The sequence below is a fragment of the Solemya velesiana gill symbiont genome (assembly GCF_002020805.1).
Lineage (GTDB): Bacteria > Pseudomonadota > Gammaproteobacteria > Chromatiales > Chromatiaceae > Sedimenticola_A.
This window is the reverse complement of sequence record NZ_MPRJ01000061.1, coordinates 1-15,027: the sequence shown is the minus strand read 5'-3', so window position 1 is coordinate 15,027 and position 15,027 is coordinate 1. Positions and strand designations below refer to the sequence as shown.

Genomic DNA, 15,027 nt, shown 5'->3' with positions numbered 1-15,027 from the left:
GGACATCTTTTGTGATACAAAATGGTGCTGTTTTATTTGCCATGCCTCATTATATCAAGCTACACAATTCGCTTGTTAACTTTCCGCGTGACCCACTAGTCGCACTCTCCCTCCCAGGGAGAGGGGATAACACGGTGGTAACACGGCGCGTCCTGAGCAAATAACATCGCCCTTACTCGGTACCTGTCTGGTCGATCTGCTCAACCTTCTCCAGGCCGTAGCGCTCCAGCTTGCTGCGGAGGCCTACACGGGAGAGCCCCAGCTCTTTCGCCGCCCGGCTCTTGTTCCAGCGATGGCGTATCGGGGTCTCTTTCAGGATACGCGCCTCCAGGGACTCGACACGCTCCTTTAGGTTTCCGTTCAAGCCCGTGAGCATTGCCATCTCCGCTTCGTCCTCTTCCGGTGCGGCATGCAGCACCCTGGGAGACAGCAAGTCGGCACCCAGTCTATCCTGCTCACCCATTACCAGCATGTGGCGGATCTCATTTTGCAGCTCGCGCACATTGCCCGGCCAGTGATAGGCCCGCATACAGGCGAGGGCCTCGCCGGTGAATCCCTCGACACGCTTGCCCAGGTCATTCATCGCAGAAGCGAGTATGGCTTCTGCCAAAACGGGAACATCTGCCATCCGATCGCGCAGCGGTGGCAAGCTGATGGTCACCGTTGCCAGGCGATAGAAGAGGTCTTCACGGAAGCGCCCTTCGCGCACTTCGGTCTCCAGGTCACGGTTGGTGGCCGCAATGACCCGGACATTCACTTTACGGGTCTTGCCGCTGCCCAGGGGACGTATCTCGCCCTCCTGCAACACGCGTAGCAGTTTCACCTGGAACGCCGGTGATACCTCGCCGATCTCATCCAGAAAAACGGTGCCGCCATTGGCCCGTTCGAAAAGACCCGTGCGGTCTTCCACTGCACCGGTAAAAGCTCCCCGCTTGTAGCCGAACAACTCACTCTCCAGCAGCTCGTCAGGCAAAGCGCCGCAGTTCTCAACAACGAAGGGCTTGTCCCAGCGCAGGCTGTTGTAGTGAAGCGCCCTGGCCACCAGTTCCTTGCCTGTTCCCGACTCCCCTGCCAACAGTACAGAAACATCGTAAGGTGCGACCTTGCGCACCTTTTCGCAGACATTGTTCATGGAGCTGTCGGGTGAGCGGACGATACCGTCTTCACACTGGTAGTTTTCGCGCAGGGTGACACGCTTTTCAGCCATCCCCGATTCCAGCTGGGCAGGGGCCGCCTTGAGCTCGATGGAGAGCAGCTCGTTCTCACGTTGCAGTTGGAAAAGCCTGGCGGCATTCTGCAGGGTCAGCATCAGGGAGTCTGGATGCCAGGGCTTGCGTATGAAGTGATAGATACCCGCCTCGTTGAGGGTGGTGATGATATCTTCTGAATCGGTATACCCGGATATGATCATGCGGATCACATCGGGCCACTGCTCCCTCACCTTCTTCAGGAACTCCACGCCGGTCATCTCGGGCATGCGCTGATCGCACAGAATAATCTGCACCCACTCCTGCTCAAGAATCTTTTCGGCGTCAAAGACGTTGGTGGCGATCTTTACGTCGAACTCTTCATCCAGGATGCGTTTAAGGGTTTCGAGACTGCGTACCTCGTCATCCACGATCAGAACGGTCGGCAAGGTTTTCATGATGCATCCCTCAGTTTGGACACCCTACGGTGTTTAGCGATTGTAAGTGGCGTTCTCGACTTCGGCACCTTGTAGACAAAATTGTAGCGGGCCACGTGGTAGCTTGGATCAAAGCCGTAGAAATTGAGATGCATCTTCTCAAGTTCCTGTTGACGGTAGGACTCCAGGCGCTTTGTCTCTTCATCCTGCTGGCGGTTTTTCCTTTTCCCCTGTAGCAGCTGATCGAACCCGGCATGCTGCGCTAGCCGCTCGGCTTCCTCCCTGACCTGTTGTGGAAACAGCTGTGGTCCCACTTCAAAACGGCCGTCTATCAGCCCCAGTTCCTGGGCCTCGGCCGCACCCATGGGGAGCCGGCCCTGGCTGATACGCCGGGTATTCTCTTCGCCGGCATTCTTGGACATCAGGTAGGTCCAGTATTCAGAACCGTAAAGGTTGCCCATGTCCTTGTAGTGGGGGTTGAGAATCACCCCACTGCGCGCCCATACCCGGTCTGCCGCCCGCGCAAGAAATACGCCGCCCGCCCCTGCATTTCCGCACAGGGCGCTCACGGTGATATGGCTTTTTGTGGTGATGATCTCCCTGGCCAGGTCATCGATGGCATTGATGTTGTTCCAGGACTCGTCGGCGGTGCTCTCTGCCGACTCGATCAGGTTAAGGTGCATACCGTTGGACCAGTAGTCGGGCCCACCCACCAGGACAATGACACGGGTCTCCCTCTCCCTTGCAGCTATAAAAGCCTGGCGCAGCCGTTCACACTGTTCAGTGCCCATGGCGCCGTTATAGAAGGAAAAATGCAGGTAGCCGACACCATTGTCCTCTTCGTACCAGATGTCGCGGTATCCCGACGAGGGTGTGGCTTCAACTTCAGAAAGCCCACTGATCTCGCTTTTCAAAACTTCCACTGCAGGCAACTTGAAGGGGTGTTCACCCATTGGGTCCCGCATATGGCCGATCCAAACCGCACCGTCTTTCGTCGCCCTGCATACCGCGGGGCCTGATCGTGCAATCAGTTCACCGGCACTGCCGGTCAGCTCATGTTCCTGGCGTGCATCGTAGAGAAAGAGCTCCCGGTCACCGATTCGATCCTTGACCCCGGGAAAGCCATCCGCACAGCGGACCTTGCTTAGAACCGTTACCGTATCATCGTGCTGCCAGTCAATTGACCGGTCGGACTGCTGCATCAGGGAACGCAACTGGCCCTGTACATCAGGCTTGGCGTAATCGAGGGGTTCAGGGGTGAATGCATCATCTCCTAAACGCGCTACAGCAGCCAGAACAGCCTCTACAGCCGCTTCTGTCACCTCGTTGCGATAGAGACTCGCCTTGGTCGCATCTCGCATTGGAAACTCGACACTAGCCCAGATGTCTCCCGCATCCATCTCCTCGTTGGCCTGCAACAGGGTAACGCCCCACCGGGTTTCACCATTGAGAATGGCCCAGTCCAAAGCGGATGGGCCACGGTCTCCCCTGATACCGGGATGCACCACGAGACAGACATGGTTGCGCCACACGGCTTCGGGAATGGCACGCTTGAGAAAAGGCGCGATGATCAGTTCGGGTTCGAAGAGATCAACTGCCTCTTGGGTAACCTCATCATTGACATCGAACTCCACCGAAACCTCATGCCCCCGTTCCGACAGCTCGACATAGAGCCTTTGGGTCAGGCTGTTGAAGCTGTGGCAGAGGAAGAGGATACCCATTTGATAATTCTCTATACCTATGATCTTTGTGCTCCCTCTCCCCCTTTTGGGGAGCGGGTTGGGGTGAGGGGAATCTAAACGGCCATTAATGCCCTTTCTGATTCACCCCCACCCTAACCCTCCCCCTCGTAGGGGGAGGGAATACTTCGTGCCAGTCTCACCGAGTGGAGTTCTTATCCAGCTGTCTTGCAATCTCCTCAAGAACAGCAGGTAACTCTTTCAACACTTCGTTGTTCCAAAACCGAACAACCCGATATCCATTCGATTCAAGAAAAGCTGTTCGCTTTTCGTCGTATTCCAATTGCTCTGTATGCTGACCGCCATCCAGATCAACAACCAAGTTTTCCGAAAGGCATACAAAGTCCACAATGTACGGGTGAATTGGAAACTGTCGTCTGAACTTACACCCGTTAAGTTGTCTACTCTTCAGGCTTCTCCAGAGAAGCTGTTCGGCATCCGTTTGATTGCGCCTCAATTCCCTGGCGCGGTTTGTTAGGTCCATTTATGTTTCCCTAATTTGATTCACCCTCTCCCTCTCCCTCTCCCTGCGAGGGAGAGGGAATAATATGGTGCCTATTCCATGCACTCCCTCTCCCCTCCTGGGGAGAGGATTGGGGTGAGGGGTATCAATACAATCAACAAATCCTCGGCAGCTGCTCGCCGGCGATCCAGTCGACTACGCGACCGCCGCCGAAGGCGGTCTCCATCTGCACGAAGCTGTGCTCGTCTTCCACCACTTCGCCGATAATGACAGCGTCTTCGCCAAGGGGATGACTCTTCATTACGTCGAGCACCGCCTTGGCATCCTTTGCGGGACAGATACAGATCAGCTTGCCCTCGTTGGCCACGTAGAGGGGATCGAGACCCAGCAGTTCACAGGCCGCAGATACTTCCGGCTTTATGGGGATGTCCGTTTCACGCAGACGCATACCCACATTGGACTGCATGGCCAGTTCATTCAGGGTGGTCGCAAGTCCGCCACGGGTAGGGTCGCGCAGGCAGTGTATATCCGGGGCAACGCTCACCATCTCCGCCACCAGGGTGTGCAGGGCTGCCGAATCCGATTCGATGGTGGTCTCGAACTCCAGGTTCTCACGGCTCGACATGATGGCCACGCCGTGGTCGCCCATAGTGCCGTTGACCAGGATTACATCGCCAGGCCTTGCCAGATCACCGGAGATGTTCACGCCTTCAGGAACAATGCCTACACCGGTTGTGGTGATGAAGACTCCGTCACCCTTGCCCTTCTCCACTACCTTGGTATCACCGGTCACCACCGGTACGCCCGCCTCTTTCGAAGCCTTAGCCATGCTCTCGACGATGCGTTCCAGGTCTGACAGCGGGAATCCCTCTTCCAGGATGAAACCAGCGGAGAGGTAGAGTGGCTTGGCACCGGACATGGCCACGTCGTTCACCGTGCCGTGAACAGCCAGTCCACCGATGTCGCCGCCGGGAAAGAAGAGCGGGGAGATCACGTGACCGTCGGTGCTCATCACCATGCGACCCGCATCCACGTTGAACGCGGCCTGGTCGTTGCTCTGGCGCAGCAGGTCGTTGTCGAAATACTTTACAAACAGCGCATCGATCAGCTGGGCCATGGCGCGGCCGCCACTGCCGTGGGTCATGTCCACCTGTCCCTGCCGGGTATCCAGGCGCTGGGGAAAACGTTTTACAACTGCACTCATGCGGCAGACTCCTTGGTGCTGTTCTGTTTGTCTTCGGGTTTGCGGAACCGGCCGTAAGTCCAGTAGGCTGCACAGGCCCCTTCGGAGGAGACCATGCAGGAGCCCTTTGGATTCTCCGGTGTGCAGACCGTGCCGAACAGCTTGCAGTCAGTGGGCTTCTTGGTGCCGCGCAGGATGGCCGGGCACTCACAACCCTTCACGTCGGTGGCATCGCTGGGCTGGAGTTCGAAACGGCGTTCGGCATCGAATTCGGCGTAGGCCTCCTTGATCTTGAGGGCGCTGTAGGGGACCAGCCCAAGACCGCGCCACTCGAAGGAACGGCGCAGCTCCATCACCTCGGCCACCAGGGCCTGGGCCTTGGTGTTGCCTTCACGGGTGACCACGCGGGTGTATTCGTTCTCCACCTCGTGGCGCCCTTCGTTGAGCTGGCGAATCAGCATCAGGGCGGACTGCATCACGTCCAGGGGTTCGAAGCCGGCGATCACCACCGGCTTGCCGAACTCTTCGGCGAAGAACTCGTAGGGCCTGCTGCCGATGACCGAGCTGACATGGGAAGGACCAAAGAAGCCGTCGATGGAGACACTGCCCAGCTCGCGCACTTCCGGTGATTCCAGAATATTTTGAATCGCCGCCGGGGTCAGCACATGGTTGCAGAAAATGGTGAAGTTCTTCAACCCTTCGGCCTTTGCCTGCTTCAGCGCAACCGCTGTCGGCGGTGTAGTGGTCTCGAAACCGATAGCAAAGAACACCACCTGGCGCTCGGGATTCTCCCGGGCGATGCGCAGGGCGTCCTGGGTGGAGTAGACCATGCGCACATCACCACCGTTCGCCTTCACCTTGATCAGGCTCTTGCGGCCGCTGGCAGGCACCCGCAACATATCGCCGTAGGTACAGAGAATGACATCGTGGCGTTCAACCAGTTCGATGGCGTTGTCGATGCGGGCGATGGGCAGCACGCAGACCGGGCAGCCAGGGCCGTGTACGAAGCGGACATTCTCCGGCATCAGGTCCTGCACGCCATAGCGGAATATGGCGTGGGTGTGGCCGCCGCAGAACTCCATCAGGTTGTACTGGCGTGAGCTGTCGGCCTCGGCCTCGATAGCCTTGGCGAGTTTCACGGCCAGTTCATGCTGGCGGAACTCTTCGATGTACTTCACGAGGTTGCCTCCGCGAGTCCCGCTTCGGCAAACAGCTCAAGGGTCTTCTGGGCTTCTTCCTCGCTGATCTTGTTCAATGCATAACCGACATGGATCAGCACATAGTCGTTCACCGAGACATCCTCGACCAGGGCCAGGGAGACCTCCTTGCGAACACCGCCGAGAGAGACCGTCGCCATGTCGGTGGTTTCGTCGACTTCCACAACCTGTGCGGGCATAGCCAGACACATACCAATGACTCCTATGCTGATTCAGCCAGCGCGGGGTGACCAGCCAGTGCCATCTGGCGGCTTGCCCTGATCCACTGATACCAGGCGTCCATCCCTTCGCCGGTGGCTGCAGAGGTCTGTATGACCTTTATCTTCGGATTGACCCGGCGTGCATAGTCGATGCATTTCTCCACGTCGAAATCGAGGTGGGGCAGCAGGTCGATCTTGTTGAGCAGCATCAGGTCCGCCGCATGGAACATGTCGGGATACTTGATCGGCTTGTCCTCCCCTTCGGTGATGGAGAGGATCGCCACCTTGTGGGCTTCACCCAGGTCGAAGGCGGCAGGACAGACCAAGTTGCCCACGTTCTCGATGAACAGCACACCGCCATCTTCGGGCTTCAGGGTCTCCAGTGCATGGCCCACCATGTGACCGTCGAGATGGCAGCCTTTGCCAGTGTTGATCTGCAGTGCCTTTACGCCGGTGGCCCGAATGCGATCAGCATCGTTTGCAGTCTGTTGATCACCCTCGATCACACTCAGGGGCAGTTCATCTTTCAGATCGGTGAGGGTTCTTGTAAGCAGCGTGGTCTTGCCGGAACCGGGGCTCGATACCAGGTTCAGGGTGTGGATACCGTGGTCGCTGAAGTAGTAACGGTTGGCATTGGCATACTCGTTGTTCTTGCCGAGAATATCCTGCTCGATCTGCACCATCTTGGTCTGGCTCAACCCAGGGGCGTGAGCGCGTGCGGGGCCCTGGCCGTAATCGTGGGTATGCTCCCCATGACGATGGTGGTGGTGATCATGCCCGTGATGATGCTCGTGGGTGTGATGGTGATGACCGTGGTCGTGGTCATGACCCTCTATCCGGGTTTCGCCTTCACCGCATCCGCAGACTGTACACATTCACTTATCCTCTCAAGCTACTTCGAGCTCTTTTATTCGCATCTCATCGCCGCCGGTGACCTGCAGTTGATAGCTGCCGCACTCGGGGCACTCATCGAACCGCTGATTCACCTGCACGTTCTTCGCACACTGCATGCACCATGCCTGGCCCGGCAGCCGGATGATCTCGAGCTTTGCCCCGTCGGCCAGGGTGTTTTTCATCACCGCATCGAAGCCGAAACGCATCGCTTCGATCTCGACGCCGGAAAGATCTCCGATCACCAACCAGACCGTCTTCACCTTGCTGTAGCCCTGCTCTTCGGCGTTCTGCTCCAACACCTGGAGCATGCCTTCGCAGAGTGACATCTCATGCATGTTTCAACCTGCACTCTCTACTTTCATTCAACCGCCCCTGGAATAACGAGGCGGCGGAAACATATTCTGCATATATATCTAATAGATAATATGATCTTCCAGCATTCATTGACCGTTGTCACCTAGAAATGCCCCTCTAAGCAGTTCACGCCGGCTGATCGGTTTTTCCATGCGCTCGGTCAGGGTCGGGGCCTCTGTATCCACACTGTTTTCAGGTATTTCATCCGGGGCCTGTTCACCTTTCCAGGCCCTTGCGATCTCGCTCTCTCGGGTGCTGATGCTGTCCCGGTTCTCCTCGTCCATCACGCCTGCCATCACCGCCTCTGCAGCGGCCACGGCAGTCTCCTGGTCTGCAAACTCGAACATGGGCGAAAAGAGCGAGCAGCTCTGGTAACGGCCTATCCCCTCCCACTCGTCACCCTCGTTTGGCAGCAGGATAAGATTCATGAACCAGGGTGTGATCAATACACCGAAGCAGCGTCCGTGCCAGAGTTGGAAATCGACCGCCTTTACCTCCAATGAGGGATTCACCACCGGTATGTCCTGCATCCGGGTATAGAGAATGCGGTTGTAGACCTCTTCGAGGCCCTTGGTCAAGTATTCAGGACAGATCATCTCTCCTCCTCCAGGACCATGAAGTCGTCTTTCCTGCCGTCACAGTTTGGACAGCTCCAGTGGTCCGGCAGTTTCGAGAACGGTGTCCCCGGCGGGACCTGCCAGTAGTCATCGCCTTCGGCGGGGTCGTAGACATGCCAGCAGATCTTGCACTCCAGCCGGGTGCTGTCATCAATCTTGCTGTTATCGCCTCCAGGGCAGGCCATTCATTGAAGGGGTAGCGGGCACGCAGCGCCTGTTCCGCGTTGCAGTCGACCACCCCAACGTTCACACGCTCACCGAAACGTTTCATCAGCTCTGGCAGTATCACCGCCACATCATTGCTTTCGGGATGGTGCTTCGGGTTTTCGGTGAAGAACAACACACTGCACTCGCTCTGTTGAAGAAACTGATCGACGGTGTGTTCATCCACCATGGGATAGTTATGTTGCTCTACCAGGATACGGATCAAAGGCGATGGCATATCACTCTCCCGCGCTAAGTTTTGTTGAATCTGCCTGGAGGTGCTCCGGCAGCTGGGGTTCCCGTTCGACCAGGTCGGCGAACAGGTGACCGATGTCCGACTCACCCTGCAGGGTGAGGTTGAGCGCTTGCAGGGCACTCTGAATCTTTCCGGCATCTTCCTCGCTCAGCACCTCACGAGCACTATTGAGGAAGATCAACAGCCAAGTGCCTTTGGGCTGATCTCCCACCAACAGGGTGTCCACGTGGCGACGCTCACCCATGCCTTCGCACTAGGCCTGCCCAGGCTGGCTCTCCACCACCTGCATGGGTATACCGATACACATCAGGAAGAGCTCCTGGAGCGGTATTTATCCAGATGCTGATCCACATCCACGCTCATGGCATCCCCTTCCAGGGGAACCGGCCGGTAGGCGACATCAAAGGCACTGGAATCGAGCACACGGCCATCACCATCACGACGGGCTTCATTTTCTGAGGGCCTACCCGTTTCATAGGTCTCCATATCCGCAATGGCACCGGCCTGTGATGTATCGGCCTGGAGTGGCTGTTCACGAAGACTCGCCTCGACACCGAAGATGGAAAGGTATTCAAGGGCCATATCGATGGATGGCTGTATCTGGGCCTTCACCTCATCCCTCAGGCTGCCGCCATAGTCCTCCAGCTGCACCGGCTGTACACCGATCAGCAACAGGTGCTCGGGGTAGTCGCCCAACATCTCGGCCATGGCCAGCACTTCCTGGAAACCGGTCTGGTGGAGACTGACCTTTTTGGCACCGAGGAACTTGGGCACCTCGTCGCCCTCCACCCGCTTGAGGGTGCCGCCGGGCAATCCGTAGTCCACCGCGTCGAAAACCACCAGGATATCCGCCTCGCGGATGTTCTGGACCAGGTACACTCCCTGGGTTCCCCCATCCAGGAGCGTCACGTTTTCCGGGAATAGGTAGTGGCGATGCAGCGTCTCGACTACACGCACGCCAAAACCTTCGTCTGCCCACAGCAGATTTCCGATTCCGAGTATCAGTACCCTTGGCTCAGCAGCCATTCTCTCCTCCAGCGGATCAATACTTTTCGTTATAGCTCTCTAATGGCAAGCTCTGTACCAATTCGGAGAACCATCATAATCTACTGTTTTAATTGATAATTTACACAGCCGAATTCTGTGAAATGCACTAACCGGTTACGTTATAACCACTATAGTTCATTATTGGTTGATTTGTTTCCACTCCGACATCCGGCAATCAGATAATTACATTTAAATCATAAGGTTATTGAAAACCTGAATAACGCTAAACGATCACTATTGGTATGGTTAGTACCAGCTCCATAGATTTTCCAGAAATCGGCTGTGATTAGGCATTCGCTGGTCTACCCTACTGATCTGAACACACGCCGCTCCTCGGCTCTGGCATCCTGCTTCGCTCTACCTCCTACATCCCTGTAGTCGCGTGCATCCCTGCACCCACGGCATACCGTACATCCTGTACATAAAAAAAGGCGCGGCAGGTGCCGCGCCTTAAAATGGCGTAAGGAAATGGGGGGATACGCCAAGAGGTATCTCTGGTTCAGCCCGTCATGGCCGGTCGTCCTTGAACATGCGCCAGCCGCTCACCATGGTACTGATCAGGCTCTGGCGGGAGACGATATCCTCGCGGATCGCCACGTAGACATAGAGGATGAAGAAGACCACGATGATCCACATGCCCCAGTGGTGCCAGATCCGCACATCCTGGCTCTGCCCCACCAGCGGTATCAGCCAGCCGAACAGGGTGTCCTGCCAGGTACCAAGCCCGGCCTGTTCCGCGTAGAGCGCAAAGCCGGTCAGCACCATGGCGATGCCACCCACGGTGATGATGGCCACCATGAAGAGATGGGCCAGCGGGTTGTGACCCACGTATTTCTTCGGCTCCTTCTCCATGAAGGCGTACCAGCGCACCTCGTGCATCAGCTCTTTCCAGAAACTGGCCCTGTAGAAGGGCAGCTTGAAAAGCTGCTGCGAATGCTCGTTTCCTACAAATGCCCAATAGAGCCGGCCAATGAAGCCAACCGTGAAAATATAGGCCGCGGCAAAATGAGCAAAGCGGATATATCCCATGACATAGTGGTCACTGGCCTCTCCTGGCAGGGTTGGCAACGGGTTGGCAATGAACCAGCCGGTAATCGTCAGCACCGTGATCGACAGTGCATTGACCCAGTGCCATAGCCGTACCGGTGCCTCGTAGACATAGACCGCCGTACGTTTTACTTCTGTCTGCATAGTAGTTTCTCCTTGATCGGCAGATCCCGATCTCTGGATCATTGATCAGACGCGATGAGACCGTTTGAACACGACAGCCCCTATAGCCAGCGCCGCCAGCCCCAACAGGTAGCCGTGGTCACCCAGCATGTGTAGCACGCCAGCAAGGAAGCCCTCTCCACCGTGCGCACCCACGTGGGCCATTGCACTGCCACTGGCCAGCAGGCCGGTCATGGCGATCAATCGAATAACATTTTGTTCCATCTCTACTCTCCAAATACCTGTTAATCCACTTGACCCACTTTCTTCCTCTCCCCTGCTGGGGAGAGGGTTAGGGTGAGGGGGATCAAACAGCAAATCATCTTTCAAATTCACCCTCACCCTATCCCTTTTATACCCGGAGGGTGCTTCCCTCGAAGGGAGAGGGAATCGCTTCTTGAATGGCTTTGGGTAAATTCCAATTTTTGAATCACCGCACCTTAACCTCAGCCAGTTCCTCGCCGTCCTCGCTCATCACGTGGGTCGAGCAGGCAAGACAGGGATCGAAGCTGTGCAGGGTGCGTAGGATCTCCACCGGTTCATCGGCCCGCTCCACCTTGGTGTTCATCAGCGAGTCCTCGAAGGCACCGATGCTGCCATTTTCGTCACGGGGCGAACCGTTCCAGGTGGTGGGCACCACGCACTGGTAGTTGTCGATGCGGGTATCCTTGATCCGGATCCAGTGACCCAGGGCACCACGGGGCGCTTCGGTAAAACCAACGCCCTTGGCCTCTTTTGGACAGGTGGAGGGATTCCAGTTGTCGACATTGGCGGTGTTGGAGTCGCCAGCCTTGATGTTCGCCACCAGCTTGTCCATGAAATAGCGCATCTTGTCTGCCGCCCAATCCGCCTCCAGGCCACGGGCTGCGGTACGGCCCAGGGTGGAGAAGAGTGCATCCACCGGCACATCCAGGGTCTTGAGTACGAAGTTGATCTGTTCGGTGATCTCCTCGTGACCCTTGGCATAACCGATGATGTAGCGCGCCAGGGGATCCACCTCCATGGCATGACCGCGCCAGCGCGGCGCCTTGATCCAGGAGTACTTGGCATCCTCGTCGATCTGCTTGATGTTGGTTTGGGTGCCACGGATATTGAGGCCCAGCTCGAAGTTGGGCTCGGTGACACCATCCCAGGGGTGCAGACCCTTGGACTCGTCGGCGCACTTGTACCAGGAGTGGGGAACGAACTCCTGGATCTCGTTCGGATCACGCAGGTCGACCTCGTGAACCTCCTTGAGGTTACCGTTGATGATGGCGCCACGGGGCATCATCAGGTTCTCGGCACTGTAGTCATTGGCCCGATCCGGAATGTCACCGTAGGAGAGCACATTCATGCTGGAGATACCGCCACCGTAGAGCTATCCCTTGTAGAACTGGGCGACTGCCAGCAGGTCCGGAATGTAGACGTTTTTGATGAACTCACGGCTCTGGTCGATGAGGCTCGAGATCTGGTTCAGGTTGACCATGTTCAGGCCGCCCACGGAACCCACACCATCCACGTTGATGGGACAGGGCACGCCACCCACCAGCCAGTTGGGATGGGGGTCCTTGCCACCGAAGATGGTGCGGATCTTCATGATGTCCTTCTGGAAGTCGAGCGCTTCGAGGTAGTGGGTTACCGCCATCAGGTCCGCTTCCGGCGGCAGCAGGTAAGCCGGGTTGGTCCAGTAGCCGTTCTTGAAGGGACCCAGCTGACCGCTCTCCACGAACTTCTTCAGATGATTCTGAATATCCCGGAAGTATCCCGGGGAAGACTTCGGGTGGCTGGGGGATACCTTCTGCTGCAGCTCCGAAGTCGCCTTTGGATCTGCCTTGAGGGCATTGACCGGGTTGACCCAATCCAGGGCGTGCAGGTGATAGAAATGCACCAGGTGATAGTGCACTTGCAGGGTCAGCTGCATGATGTTGCGAATGGAGTTAGCGTTCTCCGGTATGTCGATACCTAGGGCGTCCTCAACCGCGCGTACGGAGATCAAAGCATGGGTACCCGTGCAGACGCCGCAGATACGCTGGGTGAAGGCCCAGGCGTCACGGGGGGCACGACCCTTGAGGATCACCTCGAGGCCGCGCCACATGGTGCCGGTGGATACGGCGTTGCGGATGATGTTGTTCTCATCCACGTTTACTTCACAGCGCATGTGGCCTTCGATCCGGGTGACCGGATCCACGACCACGCGCTTGCCGGAGTCGTCCAGGCTGAAGCCGTTTGGTGTGTTGATGATGCTCATTATTCCTGGTCTCCTTTCTTCTGGGCGTTCTTAATCGCGGTTACAGCAGCGTGTGCAGCAGCTGCAGCGCAGACAATGCCGGCTGACGCAAGACCGACTTTGTCTGCATTGGCCTCAACACCAAACTGGTGTGTATCGGTCACGTGCTGGTAGAAGGAGCCCTTGTCCCAGAAACCGTTTTCAGAACAGCCGATACAGGGGTGGCCCGCCTGGACGGGGAAAGAAAGGCCGCCATTCCAGCGCACCGTGGAGCAGGCATTGTAAGTAGTGGGCCCTTTGCAGCCCATCTTGTAGAGGCAGTAGCCCTTGCGCGCGGACTCGTCATCCCACTCCTCGACGAACTGCCCGGCATCGAAATGGGGACGGCGGTAGCACTTGTCGTGGATGCGCTGGCTATAGAACATCTTGGGACGACCCTGTCGATCCAGCTCAGGAAACTTCTCGAAGGTGAGAATGTAGGTGATCACCGCGGTCATCACCTCGGCGATGGGCGGACAGCCCGGCACCTTGATAATGGGTTTGTCCGCGATACCCGGCACCTTGTGCACCGGTGTTGCGCGGGTGGGGTTGGGACGGGCCGCCTGTACACAGCCCCAGGAGGCACAGGAACCCCAGGATATGATCGCCTTGCAGTGATCGGCGGCGTGCTTCAACTGCTCAAGAAACGGCCGGCCACTGATAATGCAGGACATACCGTCCTGGTCCAGGGGCGGGTTGCCCTCGACGGCGAGGATGTAATTGCCGTCGTATTTCTCGATGGTCTCTTCGATGATCGCCTCGGCCTGGTGACCCGCCGCCGCCATGATGGTGTCGTCGTAGTCCAGGGAGATCATCGACAGCACCACATCTTTCGCAAGCGGATGTGCCGAGCGGATAAAAGACTCGGAACAACAGGTACACTCCAGACCATGCAGCCAAAGTACCGGAATACGCGGCTTGGTCTCCATCGCCTCGGCAATACGGGGCACCATGGCCGGCCCCAATCCCAGCGCCGAAGCCGTAAGGCTGCAGAATTTCAAAAAACTGCGGCGGGTAATTCCCTGCCGCCGCATTACATCGTAAAAAGTTTCGGTCATGACCGTACTCCTCCAAGTCGGAATCAAAGATGCGTTATAAAGTGAGTCTTGTTCGCATCTATCCAACAGATAGCAACAGCCATGCCATGTCTATATTTATATAATTTCATACAGTTAAAACATGAAGCCCAATGACACTCCCAAAGCTTCCCGTAAAGATGTGTGTAAATCCTGTTAACCAACCGGAAAGACCAATTCCATGTTATTAATAAGCTAATTACGCCGTCCCTTCTATAATTACGCCTCAACTCAGCGGGATTTTTTCCACGGTATACACTTAGATAGAAGTGTTTTATTCGCCGGAATTGCGAGATGTCTATAAAAAAGAGGATATTCTTTGCGCTTATTCTGTTATCCCTACTGGCTCTGGTCTCACTGCTCACCGCGGTTATCAGTGAAGACGCCCTCAAGCAGATCATCATCAAGCATCATGTAGACGTAACCCGTGAGAAAGCGAGTGCGATTACCCGCATCCTGGACGACCGCATCAACGAAACCCGCCTCCTTGCCCAGCACCCGGCGGTGGTCGCTGCCGTTCAGGAATCCAACAGACAGCACTCGAAATGGGACCATGAGGCGGTCATGGCCTCCATACTCCAACTGGACGAGGAGTGGATTGCCAATCGGGTAAGGGAGGGTCTCTAACCCTCCCTCCCCACAACACCCTGCATGCGGGTCCGCACAGGGCGTTTCACTTGGAATGGTGAAGCTTGATCC

16 protein-coding genes and 2 pseudogenes are annotated in these 15,027 nt (G+C 56.7%); 1 reads left to right on the top strand and 17 read right to left on the bottom strand.

The window, feature by feature from the left end:
- Positions 1-172: 172 nt before the first annotated feature.
- The 17 genes and pseudogenes from BOW53_RS09505 to BOW53_RS09430 form a co-directional block, all read right to left on the bottom strand.
- On the bottom strand, positions 173-1,645 hold the full coding sequence (locus tag BOW53_RS09505; protein WP_078487759.1) for a sigma-54-dependent transcriptional regulator: 1,473 nt from the start codon (positions 1,643-1,645) through the stop codon (positions 173-175).
- Positions 1,642-3,345: a hydrogenase maturation protein gene (locus tag BOW53_RS09500; RefSeq protein WP_078487758.1), complete on the bottom strand. Its 1,704-nt coding sequence runs from the start codon at positions 3,343-3,345 to the stop codon at positions 1,642-1,644. Before BOW53_RS09500 ends, BOW53_RS09505 begins: the two co-directional genes overlap by 4 nt.
- Before the next feature lie 157 nt (positions 3,346-3,502).
- A complete protein-coding gene (locus BOW53_RS09495; RefSeq protein ID WP_078487757.1) occupies positions 3,503-3,847 on the bottom strand; it encodes an endonuclease domain-containing protein in 345 nt (114 codons plus the stop codon).
- A 133-nt stretch (positions 3,848-3,980) separates the two neighbouring features.
- On the bottom strand, positions 3,981-5,030 hold the full coding sequence (hypE, locus tag BOW53_RS09490) for a hydrogenase expression/formation protein HypE (protein ID WP_078487756.1): 1,050 nt from the start codon (positions 5,028-5,030) through the stop codon (positions 3,981-3,983).
- Positions 5,027-6,187, bottom strand: coding sequence for a hydrogenase formation protein HypD (hypD, locus tag BOW53_RS09485; protein WP_078487755.1), 1,161 nt, complete (start codon positions 6,185-6,187; stop codon positions 5,027-5,029). The genes hypE and hypD overlap by 4 nt, the downstream gene beginning before the upstream one ends.
- Positions 6,184-6,417, bottom strand: coding sequence for a HypC/HybG/HupF family hydrogenase formation chaperone (locus BOW53_RS09480; protein ID WP_078487754.1), 234 nt, complete (start codon positions 6,415-6,417; stop codon positions 6,184-6,186). The genes hypD and BOW53_RS09480 overlap by 4 nt, the downstream gene beginning before the upstream one ends.
- Before the next feature lie 11 nt (positions 6,418-6,428).
- Positions 6,429-7,301, bottom strand: a complete 873-nt coding sequence (gene hypB, locus BOW53_RS09475; RefSeq protein ID WP_078487753.1) for a hydrogenase nickel incorporation protein HypB — start codon at positions 7,299-7,301, stop codon at positions 6,429-6,431.
- A gap of 12 nt (positions 7,302-7,313) precedes the next feature.
- Entirely contained in the window at positions 7,314-7,655 is a 342-nt protein-coding gene (hypA, locus tag BOW53_RS09470) for a hydrogenase maturation nickel metallochaperone HypA (protein WP_078487752.1), read from the bottom strand.
- Positions 7,656-7,760: 105 nt separating this feature from the next.
- The gene (hybE, locus tag BOW53_RS09465; protein ID WP_078487751.1) at positions 7,761-8,270 is read right to left on the bottom strand and encodes a [NiFe]-hydrogenase assembly chaperone HybE; all 510 of its coding nucleotides are present in this window, start codon (positions 8,268-8,270) and stop codon (positions 7,761-7,763) included.
- Entirely contained in the window at positions 8,267-8,476 is a 210-nt protein-coding gene (locus BOW53_RS12810) for a rubredoxin (RefSeq protein ID WP_078487750.1), read from the bottom strand. The genes hybE and BOW53_RS12810 overlap by 4 nt, the downstream gene beginning before the upstream one ends.
- Positions 8,477-8,523: 47 nt before the next feature.
- Positions 8,524-8,685 (bottom strand): annotated as a pseudogene (locus BOW53_RS13280) (thioredoxin domain-containing protein); the annotation flags it as partial.
- A gap of 49 nt (positions 8,686-8,734) precedes the next feature.
- Positions 8,735-8,995, bottom strand: coding sequence for a HypC/HybG/HupF family hydrogenase formation chaperone (locus tag BOW53_RS09455; RefSeq protein WP_172838844.1), 261 nt, complete (start codon positions 8,993-8,995; stop codon positions 8,735-8,737).
- A 62-nt stretch (positions 8,996-9,057) separates the two neighbouring features.
- The gene (locus tag BOW53_RS09450; protein WP_078487749.1) at positions 9,058-9,777 is read right to left on the bottom strand and encodes a HyaD/HybD family hydrogenase maturation endopeptidase; all 720 of its coding nucleotides are present in this window, start codon (positions 9,775-9,777) and stop codon (positions 9,058-9,060) included.
- 528 nt (positions 9,778-10,305) lie between these two features.
- Positions 10,306-10,989, bottom strand: coding sequence for a Ni/Fe-hydrogenase, b-type cytochrome subunit (gene cybH, locus BOW53_RS09445; RefSeq protein ID WP_078487748.1), 684 nt, complete (start codon positions 10,987-10,989; stop codon positions 10,306-10,308).
- A 45-nt stretch (positions 10,990-11,034) separates the two neighbouring features.
- Complete coding sequence (locus BOW53_RS09440; RefSeq protein WP_078487747.1) at positions 11,035-11,232, bottom strand: hypothetical protein; 198 nt, start codon at positions 11,230-11,232, stop codon at positions 11,035-11,037.
- 205 nt (positions 11,233-11,437) lie between these two features.
- A pseudogene (locus tag BOW53_RS09435) lies at positions 11,438-13,234 on the bottom strand (nickel-dependent hydrogenase large subunit).
- A complete protein-coding gene (locus BOW53_RS09430; protein ID WP_078487746.1) occupies positions 13,234-14,310 on the bottom strand; it encodes a hydrogenase small subunit in 1,077 nt (358 codons plus the stop codon). Before BOW53_RS09430 ends, BOW53_RS09435 begins: the two are co-directional and overlap by 1 nt.
- A gap of 312 nt (positions 14,311-14,622) precedes the next feature.
- On the opposite strand from BOW53_RS09430, the gene BOW53_RS09425 reads away from it, so the two are divergent.
- Positions 14,623-14,955, top strand: coding sequence for a hypothetical protein (locus BOW53_RS09425; protein ID WP_078487745.1), 333 nt, complete (start codon positions 14,623-14,625; stop codon positions 14,953-14,955).
- The last annotated feature ends 72 nt before the right edge of the window (positions 14,956-15,027 follow it).